The sequence below is a fragment of the Erythrobacter sp. HA7-11 genome, from assembly GCF_055693605.1.
On the sequence record NZ_JBVFUF010000002.1, the window covers coordinates 1,299,340 to 1,317,384 of the forward strand.

At 58.6% G+C, this 18,045-nt stretch carries 15 protein-coding genes and 2 pseudogenes; 9 read left to right on the forward strand and 8 right to left on the reverse strand.

The features are described 5' to 3' along the window. Nucleotides 1-72 precede the first annotated feature (72 nt). The 3 genes from ACZ1GU_RS06775 to ACZ1GU_RS06785 all read right to left on the reverse strand — a co-directional run bounded on the left by ACZ1GU_RS06775 (nucleotide 73) and on the right by ACZ1GU_RS06785 (nucleotide 3,844). The gene (locus tag ACZ1GU_RS06775) at nucleotides 73-2,052 is read right to left on the reverse strand and encodes a putative bifunctional diguanylate cyclase/phosphodiesterase (RefSeq protein ID WP_472647286.1); all 1,980 of its coding nucleotides are present in this window, start codon (nucleotides 2,050-2,052) and stop codon (nucleotides 73-75) included. 92 nt (nucleotides 2,053-2,144) lie between these two features. After that, on the reverse strand, nucleotides 2,145-2,480 hold the full coding sequence (locus ACZ1GU_RS06780; RefSeq protein ID WP_472647287.1) for a hypothetical protein: 336 nt from the start codon (nucleotides 2,478-2,480) through the stop codon (nucleotides 2,145-2,147). Between the two features lie 179 nt (nucleotides 2,481-2,659). Next, the gene (locus ACZ1GU_RS06785; protein ID WP_472647288.1) at nucleotides 2,660-3,844 is read right to left on the reverse strand and encodes a cell wall hydrolase; all 1,185 of its coding nucleotides are present in this window, start codon (nucleotides 3,842-3,844) and stop codon (nucleotides 2,660-2,662) included. A 182-nt stretch (nucleotides 3,845-4,026) separates the two neighbouring features. On the opposite strand from ACZ1GU_RS06785, the gene ACZ1GU_RS06790 reads away from it, so the two are divergent. The 5 genes and pseudogenes from ACZ1GU_RS06790 to ACZ1GU_RS06810 all read left to right on the forward strand — a co-directional run bounded on the left by ACZ1GU_RS06790 (nucleotide 4,027) and on the right by ACZ1GU_RS06810 (nucleotide 7,974). Then, on the forward strand, nucleotides 4,027-4,878 hold the full coding sequence (locus ACZ1GU_RS06790; RefSeq protein ID WP_472647289.1) for an ABC transporter substrate-binding protein: 852 nt from the start codon (nucleotides 4,027-4,029) through the stop codon (nucleotides 4,876-4,878). Next, nucleotides 4,875-5,844: pseudogene (locus ACZ1GU_RS06795) on the forward strand (FecCD family ABC transporter permease). The gene ACZ1GU_RS06790 and the pseudogene ACZ1GU_RS06795 overlap by 4 nt, the downstream one beginning before the upstream one ends. Next, nucleotides 5,844-6,581 (forward strand): ABC transporter ATP-binding protein, encoded by a 738-nt coding sequence (locus tag ACZ1GU_RS06800; protein ID WP_472647290.1) that lies wholly within the window; start codon nucleotides 5,844-5,846, stop codon nucleotides 6,579-6,581. The pseudogene ACZ1GU_RS06795 and the gene ACZ1GU_RS06800 overlap by 1 nt, the downstream one beginning before the upstream one ends. A gap of 60 nt (nucleotides 6,582-6,641) precedes the next feature. Next, nucleotides 6,642-7,067, forward strand: coding sequence for a hypothetical protein (locus ACZ1GU_RS06805; RefSeq protein ID WP_472647291.1), 426 nt, complete (start codon nucleotides 6,642-6,644; stop codon nucleotides 7,065-7,067). 88 nt (nucleotides 7,068-7,155) lie between these two features. Beyond that, the gene (locus tag ACZ1GU_RS06810; RefSeq protein WP_472647292.1) at nucleotides 7,156-7,974 is read left to right on the forward strand and encodes a hypothetical protein; all 819 of its coding nucleotides are present in this window, start codon (nucleotides 7,156-7,158) and stop codon (nucleotides 7,972-7,974) included. A gap of 78 nt (nucleotides 7,975-8,052) precedes the next feature. On the opposite strand, the gene ACZ1GU_RS06815 is transcribed toward ACZ1GU_RS06810, so the two are convergent. After that, on the reverse strand, nucleotides 8,053-10,332 hold the full coding sequence (locus ACZ1GU_RS06815; RefSeq protein ID WP_472647293.1) for a M3 family metallopeptidase: 2,280 nt from the start codon (nucleotides 10,330-10,332) through the stop codon (nucleotides 8,053-8,055). 518 nt (nucleotides 10,333-10,850) lie between these two features. Here ACZ1GU_RS06815 and uvrA point away from each other — a divergent pair. The 3 genes from uvrA (at nucleotide 10,851) to ACZ1GU_RS06830 (ending at nucleotide 14,812) form a co-directional block, all read left to right on the forward strand. Continuing rightward, nucleotides 10,851-13,766 (forward strand): excinuclease ABC subunit UvrA, encoded by a 2,916-nt coding sequence (gene uvrA, locus ACZ1GU_RS06820; RefSeq protein ID WP_472647294.1) that lies wholly within the window; start codon nucleotides 10,851-10,853, stop codon nucleotides 13,764-13,766. Nucleotides 13,767-14,038: 272 nt separating this feature from the next. Continuing rightward, nucleotides 14,039-14,407: a hypothetical protein gene (locus ACZ1GU_RS06825; protein ID WP_472647295.1), complete on the forward strand. Its 369-nt coding sequence runs from the start codon at nucleotides 14,039-14,041 to the stop codon at nucleotides 14,405-14,407. A gap of 108 nt (nucleotides 14,408-14,515) precedes the next feature. Next, nucleotides 14,516-14,812, forward strand: a complete 297-nt coding sequence (locus tag ACZ1GU_RS06830) for a hypothetical protein (protein ID WP_472647296.1) — start codon at nucleotides 14,516-14,518, stop codon at nucleotides 14,810-14,812. Between the two features lie 153 nt (nucleotides 14,813-14,965). Here the strand turns inward: ACZ1GU_RS06830 and ACZ1GU_RS06835 are convergent, their stop codons facing one another. Further along, nucleotides 14,966-15,967, reverse strand: a complete 1,002-nt coding sequence (locus ACZ1GU_RS06835) for a deaminase (RefSeq protein WP_472647297.1) — start codon at nucleotides 15,965-15,967, stop codon at nucleotides 14,966-14,968. Nucleotides 15,968-16,088: 121 nt separating this feature from the next. Next, a complete protein-coding gene (locus ACZ1GU_RS06840; protein WP_472647298.1) occupies nucleotides 16,089-16,490 on the reverse strand; it encodes a hypothetical protein in 402 nt (133 codons plus the stop codon). A 568-nt stretch (nucleotides 16,491-17,058) separates the two neighbouring features. Between ACZ1GU_RS06840 and ACZ1GU_RS06845 the strand changes: the two genes are divergently transcribed. After that, nucleotides 17,059-17,382, forward strand: a complete 324-nt coding sequence (locus ACZ1GU_RS06845) for a hypothetical protein (protein WP_472647299.1) — start codon at nucleotides 17,059-17,061, stop codon at nucleotides 17,380-17,382. A 42-nt stretch (nucleotides 17,383-17,424) separates the two neighbouring features. Here the strand turns inward: ACZ1GU_RS06845 and ACZ1GU_RS06850 are convergent, their stop codons facing one another. Together ACZ1GU_RS06850 and ACZ1GU_RS06855 are read right to left on the reverse strand one after the other, a co-directional pair. Then, the gene (locus ACZ1GU_RS06850; RefSeq protein ID WP_472648726.1) at nucleotides 17,425-17,544 is read right to left on the reverse strand and encodes an RlpA-like double-psi beta-barrel domain-containing protein; all 120 of its coding nucleotides are present in this window, start codon (nucleotides 17,542-17,544) and stop codon (nucleotides 17,425-17,427) included. Between the two features lie 76 nt (nucleotides 17,545-17,620). Next, nucleotides 17,621-17,707 (reverse strand): annotated as a pseudogene (locus ACZ1GU_RS06855) (hypothetical protein); the annotation flags it as partial. Between the last annotated feature and the right edge of the window lie 338 nt (nucleotides 17,708-18,045).

Consider the following 18,045-nt stretch of genomic DNA (forward strand, 5'->3'; position numbering starts at 1 on the left):
GAAGTTTTGCACCAAGTGTGCAGTGGGGAAGCGTAAATTGGCGCAGGCGTTGGCTAGCGGCTCTGCCGCCTGTCAGGCGCTTCGGCGTAACCCGCTTTTCTCCGCCAACTCCTCGCGCTCCTTGGTCAGCAGCATCGTAGCAAGGTAATCGGGCACAGCCTTGCTAAAGTAATATCCCTGCCCGAGCGAGCAGCCGGCTGCGCGCACAGCCTGCACCTGCTCGACCGTCTCAAGGCCCTCGGCGACGATCTGCATTTCGAGGGTTGATCCCATCTCGGCAACCGCTCTGATAATCGCGTCGCTTTTCTTGCCAACGTTCGGGCCGGAGACAAAGCTGCGATCAACCTTGATCTTCGAGAACGGGAAAGTGTTGATATAGCCCAGCGACGAATAGCCTGTGCCGAAGTCATCGAGCGCAAACTTCACGCCGATTTCAGAAAGCTCTGCAATGAACGCTTCGGTTGCGTGGTTATCGTCGATAAACAAGCTTTCGGTGACCTCGAGTTCGAGTCGCTTCGGGTCAAGTCCAGCTTCGCGCAGCGCATTCTTGATGCCGAGCGCTGCGCCCGGAGCACGAATCTGCAAGGGCGAGAGATTAACGGCCAAGGTGATGTCTTCAGGCCAATTCATCGCCGAGCGCGCCGCCTGTGCTGTAATCCAATTGCCCAATGTGACGATCACACCCGTTTCTTCCGCCACGGGTATGAATTCGTCAGGGCGCAGCTCGCCTTTATCCGGGTGGAACCAGCGAACCAGTGCTTCAAACGTGCGAATTCGTCCGGTTTCAAGATCAATGATGGGTTGGAAGAAGATCGAGAGTTCGTCACGCTGCAAGGCCGTGCGAAGTTCGCCTTCGATCTCGCGGCGACGCAGCAGATCGCGTGTCATGCTTTTGTCGAAAAACCGGGTTTGCGCGCGGCCTCCGACTTTCGCGTGATAAAGCGCAAGGTCAGCCGATTTCATAACCGTATCGGCGTCATCGCCATCGTCTGGCAATAAGGCGACCCCGACAGAGGCGCGAACTTCCAGCAGATCGCCTTCGACGCGAATTGCTCGCATCATTTCGGCATGGATCTCGCTCGCAATCCGCTCTGCATCTTTGCGGTCAGTGATCGGGCAGAACACAACAAATTCATCGCCCCCAAAGCGTGACACGGTTGCTTTTTCCGGAGCAAGATCGCGCAGGCGCCGGGCAACTTCTGTCAAAACTCGGTCGCCAACGGGATGGCCGAGCAGGTCGTTCACTTCCTTGAAGCGATCAAGGTCGATCCAGAACACGCCAAGACGCGTATCGCGATCAACCGCCATCATGGTTTCAACCATGGCGTGGTTTAGACCGGCGCGGTTGGCCAGCCCTGTTACCACGTCAGTTCGCGCCAGAACTTGCATCTTTTCGGCCATTTTGGCGCTGTGTTCGGCGGTACCGAGATAGAATCGCGGATGATCTTGAAGACGTCCATGATGATGGCGACCATCGCAAGGACCATAAGAGAAATCGTCGCGGCCAGTGTCAGAAACGCAGGCGTCCCTATCACGGCGTACCGATATCATCAGAGGCACACACACCAAAAGCAGCTGGCCGATAGCAATGAAAGGCCGGCCAGCATTTCGCGAGGAAACGCCCACGCCGTAGGCAAGCGCGTTTGCGACCATCAGAACCTGAACGTCGGATTGGAGCTCAAACCAGATGGTTACGGAAGCGACCAGACCAAGGACAAAAGCGTAGCTGAACGCTCCGATCTCGTAGAGCGCTTCAAGTGTTCGCGTGCTTGTCTCGCGGCGGTTGGGCGACAAGCGGACTGCCGTTGTCACCCGGGTCGCAGCAATGACCGCCAGGACAACGCAGCCGACCATAAGCAGGCGATTATTGGTGATCCAAGCGGCGATTATTGATGACGCAACGCCGGTAATCGCACCGACTGCTAGGCTGGTGGGCTGCGTGTAGAGGGTTTCGACGAGAATGCGGCGGACGCGCGCGGACAGTGTGTCGGCACGATTGTGCACAGCAAGTACACTAAGAAGCCTCACGATGATCCCCTGTTTGCCCACCATGAAATCGACCTAGTCCTAACAAGTCAAAGGCTGGTTAATGCGGCGCTTACGAGATTTTCTTCTGAGAATTTGGTCGATTGTAGTCGCGAAGCTCAGACAAATGGGGTTGTCGTTTCATCCCGTTCAAGCGGCTCGATCTGTTTTTCGAGTTTGAGCGCAAGCCGGCGGTCCAACGTGCGCGTGATGCTGAGCCACCAGTCATAGGACTGGCGGTCGCCTTCGAAAAAAGCGTCCTTGGCATTGCTGCGGGCAACTTTTGCAGCGGCCAGTCCATGCTTGCCGAAATGACGCAATGCAGCTTTTAGCACTTCGTCATTGGCAACCGTGTTGCCATTATCGTTGGCCGCCCTGACGGTGGCGCGCTTCGCCAGTGCCCGAGCTATCGGAGAACAGGCAGGCGTCCGCGCGGCGGCGAAGTGGATGGTCATAACGGGGCACTTATCCTGGTTGGTGCGCTGGTTGGGCGCACACAATGAGCGATCTCTGTTGATGCCTTTAAAGCCGACCCGCTAAGCCCGAGTGTTGGGATAGGGTTTCCGACGGATTAACCCAAGCTTTCGGGACGGCAGCGGGAAACTCCGTACGCGGTGCTAGAACTATTGTTCAGCTATTCCAGCTCAGATCCACTGAAGTTCTGGACTTCGATGCGCTTCTTGTCTTGGGCAGCAAGCACAGCAGCAGCGCCGTCTTTCCATTGTCCCGCATTGGAATAGGGCGCTTTGACTTGCCCGGCTTCTCGCAAGCCTTGGTCGGCAAGCGCTGCGTCAGGTGTCGAAGGCTTTAGCGCCGAACGGCGGTCTGATGGCGTGGCAGGTGACAAAGTCGCCTGAGTGCGCGCGTTGGAAGCGGGCACCGCCGTTACCGCTACAGGATCGATCCGCGGCGTAAATTCCGCGGTACGCGCTGCGGCTGCCGCAGCTGCACTTGGTTCAAACCCGGCATACCTCTGTGTGAAAGCGGCTTTCGTCCCCGCGCGGCCACGGTTCTTGTAGAAGCGGTGCGCGCCCACGGTCCCGATGTGATCGAGCGAGCTCGCCCAGTACGGGTTCACCCAGAGTGTGTGGTAGTGCGTAGCGAGCCCGATTGGCGAATAGACGCTGCCCGAAAGCGCTTCCGATGCAATCCGGCGAGCTTTAGCCATGCCGCCAGCGCTCGCATTGCGGCGCAGGCTGCCATCGCAGGTAAAGGTGAACTGGCAGCCGGTTTTGCGCTGCGAGCCCTGATAAACAACTCCGCATACGCTCGACGGCCAGCTGGTGTGCGCCACCCGGTTGAGCACAACCTGCGCGACTGCGCGCTGGCCCGCTTCGCTTTCGCTCGCTGCCTCGTAATAGATGGCTTGCGACAGGCATTGCAGTGCGCGTGACTGGCTTGTCCCGCTGGCAAGATTCACGAACGGGCTGGCGGCGGGGCCAGCATCTATCAGCGCGCCAATCTCGCGGCCATCGGCCCCTATGTCGAGCGGGTCCACGGTCGGCAGCGCGACCAAGGCATCCTTGGGCGGGTCTGCAAGATAGTAGAACGCAGACCCGGGGAAACTCCCGCCAGGCTGTTCGAACGGCATCGCCGACGCTGACGCGAAACGCGTTTCTGCTTCGTCGCTCGGTGCATCGGCGGCAATCGCTCCAAAGTCTCCTGGAGCTGCCATAGCAGGCACTGCAATCGCTGCACTCAGCACCATCAACCGGCGCTTGAGCGGCAGACGCGGAGCGCGCTCGGTCGATGCCTCGCCAGAAAGGTCTGGCAGGCATATGGGCTTTTGCCGATCAGGAGTGCGTTTGAATGTCCACATAGTGCGATTGACCTCGAAGTAGGATCACTTGCCGTCGCGCGCGACGGCGCAGATCGGGCCGTCCCGAAACCGAACAGGTTGACCAGGCGTGTTAACAGGGGTGGCCGAGGCGGGTTGCTCGCCGGTAAAGTCGCCCCTATCGACTACGGCTTAGACGCTGAGGGATGGGCGGTTTGCGCGGAATGTCACGGCAGGTGATCGGATGGATGACGGCTGCGCTTGCGAGCGCGGCTGCGGCCTGCAGTGCGCCTGCCGCGGCGCCAGACGATCAAAACGAAAATGTGCCAACTTTCGTCAGCCTCAACCCTTGCACCGATGCTATTCTGGTGGAGGTGGCCGCGCCTGAGCAAATCCTCGCGCTTTCGCATTACAGCCGCGATCCGAACGCCAGTTCGATGGAAGTCGAGCGCGCTTACGAATTCGGCGTTACCGGCGGCACCGCTGAAGAAGTGTTCGCGCTCAATCCCGACATCGTGCTCGCAAGCACATTCATGCAGCCTGCGACAAGGGCAGCGCTAGAAGAAATGGGGCTACGGATTGAGGTGTTCGGCAGTCCAAACAACGCCATAGAGAGTATTTCTCAGATCGATCGTATCGCAGCTTTGGCTCTGAAACCTGAGCAGGGCGAGGCGCTCACAACTGCAATTTCTGCCCAAGCGTCAATCGGCGAAGATACCGGTTTTACCGCGCTTCTCTGGCAACAGGGGCAGATCGTTGCAGGCGGGGAAACCATGGTGGCCGAGCATCTCGACTGGGCGGGTTTCACCAATTACACATCAGCGCGCGGGCTCCAGCAAAGCGACCGCGTGACGCTTGAGCAGCTTATGACCGATCCGCCGGACATTCTGCTCGTGTCTGGCTCTGATCGCGGGCTTGTCCACCCGGCGCTGGCCGAGCAGACAAAGTTTCTGGTCGCCGATTTCGATCCACAGCTGATCTATTGCGGCGGCCCGACTATTCTCAAAGCGCGCGAGCGCTTGGCGGAGATCCGCGAGCAATTTCGCAGCCAGTTTTGGCGCGGGGCGCATCCATGAGCCGCGCGACCTCGACATTCGCTGTGCTGCTGGTTCTGGCTTTGCCCGTATCGCTGCTGGCCGGGCGCGTTTGGATTGATCCGGCGAGCACGCCCAATGCTGCCCTGATCCTGCTCGAGCTCCGCTTGCCGCGCAGCGTGCTCGCGATTGTAGTCGGTGCAGGGTTGGGCGCTGCGGGCGCAGCGATGCAGGGCTATCTGCGCAATCCGCTCGCAGACCCAGGTCTGTTCGGCATCGCCCCTATGGCGGCGCTGGGCGCAGTGGCGAGTTTCTGGCTGGGCTATGCGGCGAGCGCATGGGCTTTGCCATCCTTTGCACTGATCGGCGCTGCGCTGGGCATGGCGCTGCTCGCGCTGATCGCTGGCCGCACGTCGTCAGGAATGGGCGGCGGCATAGCGCTTTTCACCCTTGCCGGATTGATGATCGCAAGCCTTGCTGGCGCTCTGACGGCACTCGCGATCACGCTGGCGCCAAACCCGTTTGCAATGAGCGAGATTGTGCTGTGGCTCAACGGAGCTCTAACGGACAGGTCGTGGCGCGAGGTCGCCATAGCTGCGCCTTTGATCGCACTTGGTATCGGTGTGCTTATTTTGGCGTCAAAGCCGCTCGACGCGCTAACCCTCGGCGAAGAGGCGGCGCGCAGTTTGGGCGTCAACACGTCTTTGCTGCTGTGGCTGCTTGTCGTCGGCGTCGGGCTGACCGTTGGTGCTGGCGTCGCGGTGGCAGGGATTATTGGCTTTGTCGGGCTGATCGTGCCGCATCTGGTGCGGCTCGCTAACCGACCGACTGCCCTCCAGTCTGATCGTGCCCAGCGCGCTCGCGGGGGCGTTGCTGGTCTTGGTCGCGGATAGCGCGGTGCGCGTACTCCCGCTGGTCACGGAGTTGCGGCTTGGCATTGCGCTTTCGCTTATCGGCACGCCGTTCTTCCTCTGGCTGCTCTTGAAGATGCGAAAGGGCGCGCTGTGATGCTCGCCGCTGACGATCTTTCGCTGGCGCGCGGCGGCAAGCTGGTGCTGGGTCAGGTTTCAACCGCATTAGAGCCGGGCAAAATCACCGCGATTTGTGGCCCGAATGGAGCGGGAAAGTCGAGCCTGTTGTTGGGGCTTGCTGGACTGCTGACACCGGCGGCGGGCAGCGTCACGCTAGATGACCGCGCATTGACAAAAATTGCTGCAAGCGAGCGGGCAAAGTCTCTCGGTTATCTCCCGCAAGCCGCAGAAATTGCTTGGGATGTTGCAGTCGAGAATCTCGTCGCGCTTGGCCGAATGCCGCATCGCGATCGCGGAAAGCCAGCGATTGAACGGGCGATTGCAGCCTTGTCGCTTGAAGGCCTACGATCGCGTCCTGCAAGCAAGCTGTCGGGCGGAGAAAAGGCCCGCGTTCTGCTTGCGCGTGTTCTAGCAGGGGAGCCGCAATGGATCCTCGCAGACGAGCCGCTTGCTGCGCTTGATCTCGCGCATCAAAGCGCGCTGATCCGTCATTTCAAATCGGCGGCAGAGGAAGGCCAAGGTGTCGTGATCGTGCTGCATGATCTCGCCACCGCGATGAACCACGCGGATCGCGTGCTGGTGCTGCGCGAGGGGCGCCTGGTGGCTGACGGCAGGCCGGAAAAAGCACTCACGACCACGATGATCGAGAACGTCTGGGGCGTTGAGGCGCGTTGGGTTGGAAATGCCGGTGCGCAGGCGCTTGTGACTGAATAAGGCGTTCAACTTGCGGCAAGACGCGGGCGCTAAGGCGGGGCTCGAACGAGGGAGAAACCCATGAAACGCATTCTATCCGCGGCGCTCGCATCTTGCGCTTTGTTCGCCTCTGCAAGTCCGGCGATGGCATGTAGAGGACCGCAATTCGAGAAAACCATTTATCCTGTGATGGAAGAGAAACCGGAGCTGGAAAGTGGTGCGGTCGGCGAAATCTTCAAAGTTCGCTTTTCAGGTGAGCGTTCGGGGCGCCAAGACCGACTCTGGCCCAATTTCTATATTGTGGATGTGCTGGAGGGGAAGCGAATGGGTGAGAAGCTGGCGATCCCTGCGCATGTCACTTCGTGCGATTCCGTGGCAATCGCGAAGGGCGCACAAGGTTTCGTCGTGGGCACGCTCGCGCTTGAAGATCGGGATGGAAAGCCGCTCGATATTCCGATCCTTCAGACGGGATATTCCGGACGGGTGGAGGGCTTTCCCGGATTCTGACAGCTGAGGGTCAAATTCCGGTTTAACCATACTTCAAGCCCTCGGCGCTAAGCCCGCACGCACGCACATCATAGGGGGCGTGTACGTGTTGGAACGAATTTCCCGTATTGGGCTGATTGTAAACTGGAAGACGCTTGGGATCGCAATCCTGGCGGTCTTCGCGACGTGGTTCTCGCTTCGCGTGAACCTGATCGCGGATTATCCGCTGACCATTATCTCAACGGCGGTGATCTTCCCGATCGTGTTTTCGATCGGCCATGCTTACAAGCGCCGCGAAGCTGCCCTTGACGACTATGGCACGATCAAAGCGCATGGCCGCGCGATATACTTCGCCGCGCGCGATTGGCTGCCCGAGAAAAGCGAGGATCGCCAAGACCACCTTGAGGGTGTGCTGATCCATCTGCTGAAGAGTTGCCGCGACCTATTCAAGGCTGAGCGGCAGGACATCTCGATCCATGAGCGCGAGGTCTATGCCTCATTCTCCGAATTGTCCGAATTCGTGAAGCGTATGCGTGAGGAGGGGCTCGCTTCGGGTGAGTGCTCACGCTGCAACCAGTATATCTCGAAGATGATTGTCGCTTTTGAGAGCGTGAAGCATATCTATCAGTACCGCACGCCGCGCACGCTGAGCGCGTTCAGCGACTTCTTTATCATTGTGCTGCCAATCATTTACGGACCGTACTTCGCATATCTCGCGCTCGAATACGAAGCCGATATCCTGACCTATGTGATGCCCGTGCTTTTCGCGATTATCCTGACCGGCCTCGACAATATTCAGAGTCATCTTGAGGATCCGTTCGATCAGATCGGTCCGGATGACGTCGCGATCAATGCCGAGAAATTCGTCGAATTGCTGGCGTGCGGCGAGCAGGAGCAGGAGCAGGAAGCTCAGCCGGTAGCTGCCTAAGTTTGGTCTCAGGTGAAAAAAGAAACCCCCGGCGGGCGCGGAGCCTACCGGGGGTTCTCTTTGTTGCCGTTTTGAGGCTTACTCGGCGCCGCTATCGACGGTGCGCGGCGGGAGCCTGCCGTCCGATGTGCCGACATCGGCTTCGGTGTCGCCGCCCGTAAGCCCGCGGCTTTCGATCATGTATGTCACGTCCGGCTCGCGTCCGGCGAAGTTCTTGTACATCTCGAAATAGTCCATCGTGCCGCCGCGGCTGAGCACGGTCTTGCGATAGTGATCGCCATTTGCGCGCGTCAGGCCGCCATTTTCGAGGAACCAGGCGCGGCTGTCCTTATCCAGCATCTCGGTCCACAAATAGCTGTAATAGCCCGCGGAATAGCCCGCTGGTGACGAGAAGATGTGGTTGAAGTACGAGCTGCGATAGCGCGGCGGGACGAGGTCGATCTCAAGGCCAAGTTCTTCCAGCGACTTGCGCTCGAAGGCGTCGACCTTCTCCGGCGTGTCGATGGCGGCGGCTTGCTCCGGTGACAATGCGTGCCACTTCATATCGAGCAAGGCTGCTTCGACCACTTCGCCGAAATCATAGCCTTGGTTGAACTTCGATGCGGCCTGGATCTTCTCGACCAACTCCATCGGGATCGTCTCGCCCGTTTCATAGTGCTTGGCGTAGTTTTGCAGCACCTCAGGGTAGGTCGCCCACATTTCGTGCACCTGGCTCGGATACTCGACAAAGTCGCGCGCCGTTGCCGTGCCGGACAGGCTTTCATAGCGCTGATCAGCGAAGAAGCCGTGCAGCGCGTGGCCGAATTCGTGGAAGGTCGTCTCGACGTTGTCAAAGCTGACGAGTTGCACTTCGCCTTCGGGTGCCTTCGGGATGTTGAGCACGTTGTAGATCACCGGCTTGGTGCCCCACAGATCGCTCTGATCGACGAAATTGCTCATCCATGCGCCGCCACGTTTGCTCGGGCGCTGGAACGGGTCGAAGTAGAAAAGGCCGAGCTCGCTTCCATCAGAATCGAACACGGTATAGACCCATACATCAGGGTGATAGACGGGGATGTCGTCGCGGCGTTCAAAGGTCAGACCGTAAAGCTTTTCCGACATGTAGAACACGCCGTCCTCCAGCACTTTTTCAAGCTGGAAGTATGGCTTCACCGCGTCTTCGTCGAAGGCGTATTGTTCCGCTTTCACCTTGTTGGCGAAGCGGTACCAGTCCCAAGGCTGAACCTCGAAGTTGAAGCCATCGGCTGCGATCCGCTCATTGAGCAGGCCAGCTTCGCGGCGCTGGGTCGCGGCGAGGGCGGGGACCATTTGCTCCATGAAGTCGAGAGCGGTGCGCGGCTCCTTCGCCATCCGGTCATACATGGTGTAGCTGGCCCAATCGGGCTTGCCGAACAAAGCCGCTTTCTCGGCGCGCAGGGTCGCGATCTTGGCGAGCAACATGCGCGTGTCGAACTCGCCCGGCTGATCGGAGCGATTGACGCTGGCCTTGAACAGGCGCTCGCGAACCTCGCGGTTTTCAAGCGCGGGCAGCAAAGGCTGCTGCGTGGTGTTCTGCAGCGCGATAGCAAACTTGCCTTCGTGGCCCTTCTCAGCTGCAAGCGCCGCTGCGCCTTCAATCTCAGCATCGGACAAACCAGCGAGTTCTTCGCGTGTATCTACGATCACCGCGCCAGCATTGGTCGCATCACGCACTTTCTGGCTGAAATCGGTGGTCAGCGTCGACAATTCGGAGTTGATCGCCTTCACGCGCTCTCGCTCCGCTTCGGTGAGCAGCGCGCCAGCTTGCACCATGCCGGAATAGGTCTCTTCGAGCAGTTTCGCGTCTTCGACGGTCATCGCCATGCTCGCGCGCTGGTCATAAACCGCTTTCACGCGGGCAAACAGTTCGGGGTTGAGTGTGATCGCATCTGAATGGGCGGTTAGCTTGGGACTGATTTCCTGATTGATCGCATCCAAACGATCTGTCGTTGCCTGACCCGTCAGAGCAAAGAAGACGCGGCAGACGCGGCCCAACATCCGGCCCGATTTCTCGAGTGCAACGATCGTATTGTCGAAAGATGGCTTTGCAGGGTTGTCGATAATCGCCTGAACCTCGGCTGCCTGGATCGCCATGCCTTGCTCGAATGCCGGCAGATAGTCGTCTTCGCTGATCTTGGTGAAATCGGGCGCAAGGAACGGTAGCGTGCTGTCTGAAGCAAAATAGCCTGTGCCTTCGGGGATGTCGGGCGAATAGGCAGCTTCGGCCTGAGCTTCGGCAATGGGGTCCACGCCATCGTCTCCATAGGTTGTCGCGCAGCCTGCCAGCATGGCAGCGGCGAGGGTAAGGGGGGCAGTGCGGGCCAAAAGATGGGCCTTCATAATATCTCCGGTTTGATTGCGACCAAGCAGGGACCAGACCGCAATGGCCCGGTTAGGATCCCGCCGTAAGAGGTTAACTATAGTTGCGCGACATGAACCGGAAATTGCGCGCGAATGCAAGGGGCGGTCGATGAGGGAGATACAAAGCCCGACGCGAGATCATCGCGCCGGGCCCGGTATCTTTGAAACTCTGACCGACGAACCTCGTGGTGCGACCCGAAAGGCTTGGGGGAAGACTTGCAAAGAGACGTACAACCTTAAGGTTCAGACGAAATCGCGAAACTTCAGGTTTCCTGTAGGTCCACGGGGGCGAGCGCGATTAAAATTCATCTCGAAGCTCGAATCTAACGCGGTTTGCTCCATCACGAGAGATTGGAAAATGCCGTCCCAATACCTATCCTGTTGGAACCAGATCACTGCCCCATCGCTAAGCTGTTATGCGCGATTGCTCGATCCGACTGTGGGTCGTGCAACGGACCGCCTTGACCAAAGCGAACATTTGCGGAACAAACACTCTTATGGCTCTTACAAAAATTTCGGTCCGCGGTGCGCGCGAGCACAATCTCAAAGGCGTTGATATTGATCTGCCGCGCGATGCGCTGATCGTGGTTACGGGCCTGTCTGGCTCGGGAAAGTCGTCGCTCGCCTTTGATACCATCTATGCCGAGGGGCAGCGGCGCTATGTCGAGAGCCTCAGCGCCTATGCGCGGCAGTTCCTTGAAATGATGCAAAAGCCCGACGTCGAGCATATTGACGGGCTGTCTCCCGCGATCTCGATTGAGCAGAAGACGACCAGCCGCAATCCGCGTTCGACCGTCGCGACCGTCACCGAGATTTACGATTACATGCGGCTGCTATGGGCGAGGGTGGGTGTGCCTTACTCTCCGGCGACGGGTAAACCGATTAGCGCGCAGACTGTCAGCCAGATGGTTGACCGGGTGATGGAATTGCCTGAAGGCACGCGGCTCTATCTGCTCGCGCCGGTCGTTCGCGGGCGCAAGGGTGAATACCGGAAGGAAATGGCCGAATGGCAGAAGGCTGGCTTTAGCCGTGTGCGGATCGACGGGGAGCTTTATCCGATTGAAGAAGCGCCTGCGCTCGACAAGAAATTCAAGCACGACATTGAGGTCGTGGTTGATCGGCTGGCGGTGAAGAAGGGGCTGGAGACGCGGCTTGCCGATAGTTTCGAGACGGCGCTGAAGCTGGCCGAAGGGTTGGCCTATGTCGACCTCGCCGATGGTGTGGTGCCAGGGCGCGAGGATGAAGAGGCGTCTGGTGGCGCAATGAAAGGCGCAGGCATCCCTGCCGACCGGATCGTGTTCTCCGAAAAGTTCGCTTGTCCGGTAAGCGGCTTCACCATTGAAGAGATCGAACCGCGTCTGTTCTCGTTTAACTCGCCGCAGGGCGCATGTCCGACCTGCGACGGGATTGGCGAAAAGCAACTGTTCGATGAGCAATTGGTCGTGCCGAATGAGGCTTTAACGCTGAAGCAGGGGGCGATTGCGCCTTGGGCCAAGTCCAACCCGCCGTCGCCCTATTACATGCAAGTGCTGACCAGCCTCGCGAAGGCCTATGACTTCACGATCACGACGCCGTGGAAGGAGTTGGAGCCGGATCAGCGCATGATCATCCTGCACGGCACGGGCGGGATGCCGGTGCAGCTGACATTCAAGGACGGGCGCAAGGAGTACACGGTCAACAAGCCGTTTGAGGGCGTAATCGGCAATTTGAACCGCCGGATGATGCAAACTGAAAGCGCATGGATGCAGGAAGAGCTGGGCAAGTTCCAGACCGCGCAGCCATGCGAGACCTGCGGCGGCAAGCGGCTCAACGAGAAATCGCTGGCGGTGAAGGTTGCGGGAACGGACATTGCCGCGCCGGTGACAATGAGCGTGTCGGATGCGAAGGAGTGGTTCCTCGCCCTCGATGACAAGCTCACCAATCAGCAATCGCAAATCGCCAAAGCGATCCTCAAAGAGATCAACGAGCGGCTGGGCTTCCTCGACAACGTCGGGCTGGATTACCTCAATCTCGACCGCACCAGCGGCACGCTGTCGGGCGGTGAGAGCCAACGGATCAGGCTTGCGAGCCAGATCGGCAGCGGCCTGTCGGGCGTGCTCTATGTGCTTGATGAACCCAGCATTGGCCTGCACCAGCGCGACAACGACCGGCTGCTCGAAACCCTGAAGCGCCTGCGCGATCTCGGCAACACCGTGATCGTGGTCGAGCATGACGAGGATGCGATCCGGCAGGCCGACCATATCGTCGACCTAGGCCCCGGCGCAGGTGTGCGCGGCGGTGAAGTGGTCGCGCAAGGGACGCTCAAGCAGATCATGAAGAGCCGCAAGAGCCTCACCGCCGACTACCTCACCGGGCGGCGCGAGATCGCGGTTCCGACCGAACGGCGCAAGGGCAATGGGCACAGACTGACCGTGAAGGGCGCGCAGGCGAACAACCTCAAGGACGTCACCGCCAGCATTCCGCTTGGCACCTTCACCTGCATCACCGGCGTCTCCGGCAGCGGCAAATCGAGCTTGACCATCGACACGCTTTACGCCTCTGCCGCGCGGGTGCTCAATGGCGCGCGCGTCATCGCGGGCAAGCACGAGGCCATCGAAGGGCTCGAGTTCTGCGACAAGGTGATCGAGATCGACCAGTCCCCCATCGACCGCACTCCGCGCTCCAACCCCGCGACCTATACCGGCGCCTTCACCAACATCCGCGACTGGTTCGCCGGCCTGCCCGAAGCGCAAGCGCGCGGGTACAAGCCGGGCCGCTTCTCGTTCAACGTCAAAGGCGGACGCTGCGAGCAATGCACCGGCGACGGCTTGATCAAGATCGAAATGCACTTCCTCCCCGATGTCTATGTGACGTGCGAGGAATGCGGCGGCAAACGCTATAACCGCGAAACGCTCGAGGTGAAGTTCAAGGGGCTGAGCATCGCCGACGTGCTCGACATGACGATCGAGGATGCGGAAGAGTTTTTCAAAGCCGTGCCGCCGATCCGCGACAAGATGCGGATGCTGAACGAGGTGGGGCTGGGCTATGTGAAGGTCGGCCAGCAGGCGACGACTTTGTCAGGCGGCGAGGCGCAGCGGGTGAAGCTGGCGAAGGAGCTGTCGAAACGCTCCACCGGGCAGACGCTCTACATTCTCGATGAGCCGACCACGGGCCTGCATTTTGAGGATGTTCGCAAGCTCCTCGAAGTGCTGCACCGCCTGGTCGAACAGGGCAATTCGGTGGTGGTGATCGAGCACAATCTCGATGTCATCAAAACCGCAGACCACATCCTCGACCTTGGCCCCGACGGAGGCGTGCGCGGCGGCGAGCTGGTCGCGCAGGGAACTCCGGAAGAGGTGGCCGAGGAACCGCGCTCCTACACGGGGCAGTATCTCAAACCGATGCTGATCCGCCAGAAGGAAGCGGCGGAGTAACTTCCTCGTCATGCTGAACTCGTTAGGCCGTTGGCCGTCTTCTACTCCAGCATCCATCGCCGAGAACAACCTTATTAGTCAGCGCTGGGGATGGACCCTGAACCAAGTTCAGGGTGACGGTGTTGAAAAGAGGAGCATCGCTGCGGGCGGGCGCAAGGCCCTTGCGGCTCTATCGGGCCGAGCACCAGGCCAAGCCCCGCACCCCACACAAAATAACCGCGAATTAACGACTTAGCTCTACCCACCTCTCCCGCACAAATGGGAGGGCGCATATGAAACTTCGGGCATTTGGCGGCGTAGGCATCGTCGCGCTAATCGGAATGGCAACCTATCAGGGTCTGGGCGAGAGCAGCCCGGCCTTCGCCGAATATGAGCAGATTTGCGAAAAGGATCAGGCCGCAGGCAAGCTCTCTTTCGAGCAGCGGCAAAAGTGCAATTGCGTGCGCGCGCGGCACGACAAATTCGTGAAGAACAATCCCGGCACCCGCATGAACCGCACCGCCTTTGAAGAGGCGTATTACGGGTGCTTTGATCCGTCATCCGACGACGCACTCAGCTCGGCGGAGATGGATATGTGGAATGCCGGCTATGACGAGCAGGCGTATGACGACAGCGCAGGCGGCGACGACTGGGGCAATTGAGGGCGAGGCGCGGCTTGTTGGTTTGAGCGTGAGGCCTTTGCCTCCGCTGCGCACACCTGACGCGAGCGCCGCGCGGATGTGCTATGAAACCCGGGGAGGGGGACAGTCATGAAGAAAGTGCTGGTTTTTATCGTGGCCGGGATCATCGGATTTCTGGTCACGTTTTCGTTCACCGCGCGCGACGAGATCGGGGCGGAGGTCGACAAGCGGCTCGATGAGGATTTTGTCGAGCAATGCGTGGCCCGCGCGCAGTTTCCGGCGGAGTTGAAGCCGCAAGCGCGCAGCATCTGTGGCTGTATGAAGGGCGAGTTCGACCGCAAGGGCCTGACGATCACTGACGCGTTCGGTGAGCGCCGCAGCGAGATGCAGAAGGTGACGCAGGACTGCGCGACGATCTATTCTTAGGGCGACTGCACACCGTCATCCCGGACCCCGATCCGGAATCCAGCTTGTTGGTTACACGAAGGCGCGAAGGCACGAAGAAGCCGCGCGAGCCCCAGCGCAGGCTGCGGCCTTAGACAAGAGAAGCGCTGAAGCGCAAGAGGTGTTGAGGTGGGACTACTTTGCTCTTTTTTGCACAGCGTCCTGGAGGTCTAACAGCGCAAATCTTAGTTCCTCTTCCGAGGCAATTTCCAAGGGTCGGTAATATGGATAATGGCTTAAGAAAATTGGTGCTGCCATTTTTGCATCCCATTCAACAATTTCACCCGTCACTTTATTCTTTCTGTCACGTACTTTCCGGAAGGCAATTCTGTACCCGTTTGGGGTCACTCCTTTTAGCGTCTCGAATCTGACCCTGTCTTTCCGATGAGGCTGATCGATTGCGACTGAGTCATTGTACAACTCTTGAACAAGGCTCTTCGGGTACGGTTGAATGTAAACGACACGGCCTATCCCCGATGATATGATAAGCTTAGTGCAAAGATGGCAAGGCATTGTCGTACTATATAGTGTTGCGCCTTGTATCGATTTATTAGTTCGAGCTGCATCGGTAATTGCGTTCATTTCCGCGTGAACCATGCGACCATATTCCATTACATCAGCAATCATTGAGCCCTTGAGTGGGGCATCGCTGCGGTCGAACGCTCTGATTGCTAATTCTTCAAGTGGCAGTTCCTTGAATTTTGGGTCCAGCCAGTCCTGCTGAAGGCGCTGTAGGGCATCAGTCGCCATGTCTTCTCTAACTTGATGGTTAGAATCCCGTCCTAAAACGTAATCTCGCTTGTCGTTGAGGTCGCCTTCCCAGTAGGTTCCGCCACCCGCCTTTGGAACCTCATTGCAACCCATCGAGAGTATTTGGCAATCGTCGTCAAAGATAGCAGCTCCTACTTGGCGCGAGAGATCAAGCGAGCGATATGCTGCTGCGTTTGCATGATAGATGCAGTACTCATCCTTCGTTGGTGAGATGAATGGCGATCCAAAATAGATATCGATAAGTCGTTTGACCGAGCTTGTAAGGGATGAAACAGATTGACAATCAACGACGTAATCTGCGTGTTGGTAGCAATCCAAAACCCGTTGGCCAGCCCGATGCTCGCGCTCATCTTCATCAATCGCCATAATTTTGAGGGCTTCAGACTCTAGATCAGTTCTCGAGCGACCGCGTTGGGTTTTGAGCAGGTTCTTGACCAGATTATTTATGCGGTTCTCTTTAGAATCATAGCAGGAAATGAAAACGATATTACGGTACGAACACTTGCTTCAGCGTCTTAATTTCTTCAGGTCGCTTTAGTTGACGGAATACATGAACAACGTCGGTCGGTATTTCGTCGCTCTCATCTCTAGGTGCATGCTGAATTAGCTTCTGGATTCCGTAGAGTGCAAAGATGTCGTTGCGTTTCGTGTCAACTCTGAGGCTGTCGCCCGCTCTAATGAATTTTTGGTACCGCTCGAATTCGTTTTCGTAATCTAAATCGTAGTCGTGGTCGAAATCCAGAAAAATATCCGTTAGCCGAATAGCATTGCATTCATACTCAACGGACTTGAGTGCGGTCCGAATTGTATTCTCAACATCGTTTAAATTGACACCGATTGGTGCGATTAGTGCAAAGAATACTTCTCTTCTATCAAGTTGCTCTGACATTCCTTCACCAACGCCAGGCGCTTAAAGATGTCAACAGGGGCTAGAATTCTACGTGTGAATCAGTGTAAAGGATTCGTAGATAAAAGGGGATAAAGCTGTGGAAAAGCAGTTGAAGGGATCAGCTTGGCTAAAGGAATCAATGTCAAGGGCTGGTCGTAGTTATAATTCCGTTCCAAGGTCGATTCAAAGTCGGTCAAGTGTAGGTATTCCATCTGGTCCAAACGTGCCTAATTTGGGCGGCCCTACACGAAAAATAAAATAGATATGTGTTCGCCGTAATTGAGATGAATACTGCGGTGCCTTTCCATTGATGCGCGGGGCGATAACCTCTGCGGTTAGCCCCATTTACTTGTGGTCCTAGATCGCAGCGAGGCTGAGATGCGGCGCTGCTCAATGCGTGCGAGCAGGCCGAGGATTTGCTCGCCACGCGCGCGCTGAACGGGGTGGAGGAGCAGGTGATCTATCACGGGGAGGTGGTGGCGACGCGGCGGCGCTATGATTCCCGTCTGTTGCTGGCGCATCTGGCGCGGTGTAGGTTGGATGGCGGAACACACGAAAGGGGTCCTATATGCCGTTCACTACCAAAGCCGTCGCACTGCCTGTCGCTCTTGCCGGAGGGCTGATGCTCTCTGCCTGCGGCGGGGGCGTCGACAAGGATGCCATGCTGGAGAGCTTTGCGGCTGAGTGCGCCTCCTCGTTCGCCTCAGAAGGCGGGCCAGCGGAGCTTGCGGGGCCGTTCTGCGATTGCTCGGTGGCTCAGATCAAGGAGCAGGATCTGGGGCCGATGGACCTGATCAATCAGGAGAAGATGACTGCTATCGGCGAATCGTGCATGCGCGATGTGATGGCGACGATGGACGGCGCGTCTGAGGAAGCGCCCGCGACGGAGTAAGCGGGGTATAAAATGGGGGCGCTCGTGGGCCAGGGAGGCTCGCTAGCGTACCACTTCCATCGAAACCCGGGCGTGGCCGCTGGCGACCATGCCGATCTGCTCGGCGGCGCCGCGGCTGAGATCGATGGTGCGCCCGCGGATGAAGGGTCCGCGATCGTTGATCCGTACGACGACGGAGCGGTACGTTGCGGCGGTTGGTCACGCGGACCTTGGTGCCGAAGGGGAGCGTCTTGTGAGCCGCGGTCATCGCGCGCATGTTGAAGCGCTCTCCATTGGCGGTCTTGCGGTACGTGGAAGCGGCGTCCGTAGTAGGAGGCGACGCCATTGCCGAGCGAGCGGATGGTGCCTGATGTGGCGGGTTCGGGCTCGGGCGGCTCTTCGCGCGGGGGCTCGAAGGTGCTGAGGTCGACGGAGCCTGGTGTGATGTCGATCGGGGTGGGGGCGACGCGGTAGGGCGCGAACTGGGCAGAGAAGCTGGGCTCGGCGGGGGGAGGTACGTCCGCCTCGTCTGACGAGGCGGCGTGGGTCGCCGGGGTGGAGGCGAACAGCGTGGCTGCTGCACTCGTCGCCATTGCGCTGGCGAGAAACCGCTTTCCTACCCCTCTCATAGTGTTGAAGCTTGTGACTTAGCGGGCGGCTTGTGACAATCGGGTGTCACTCGTT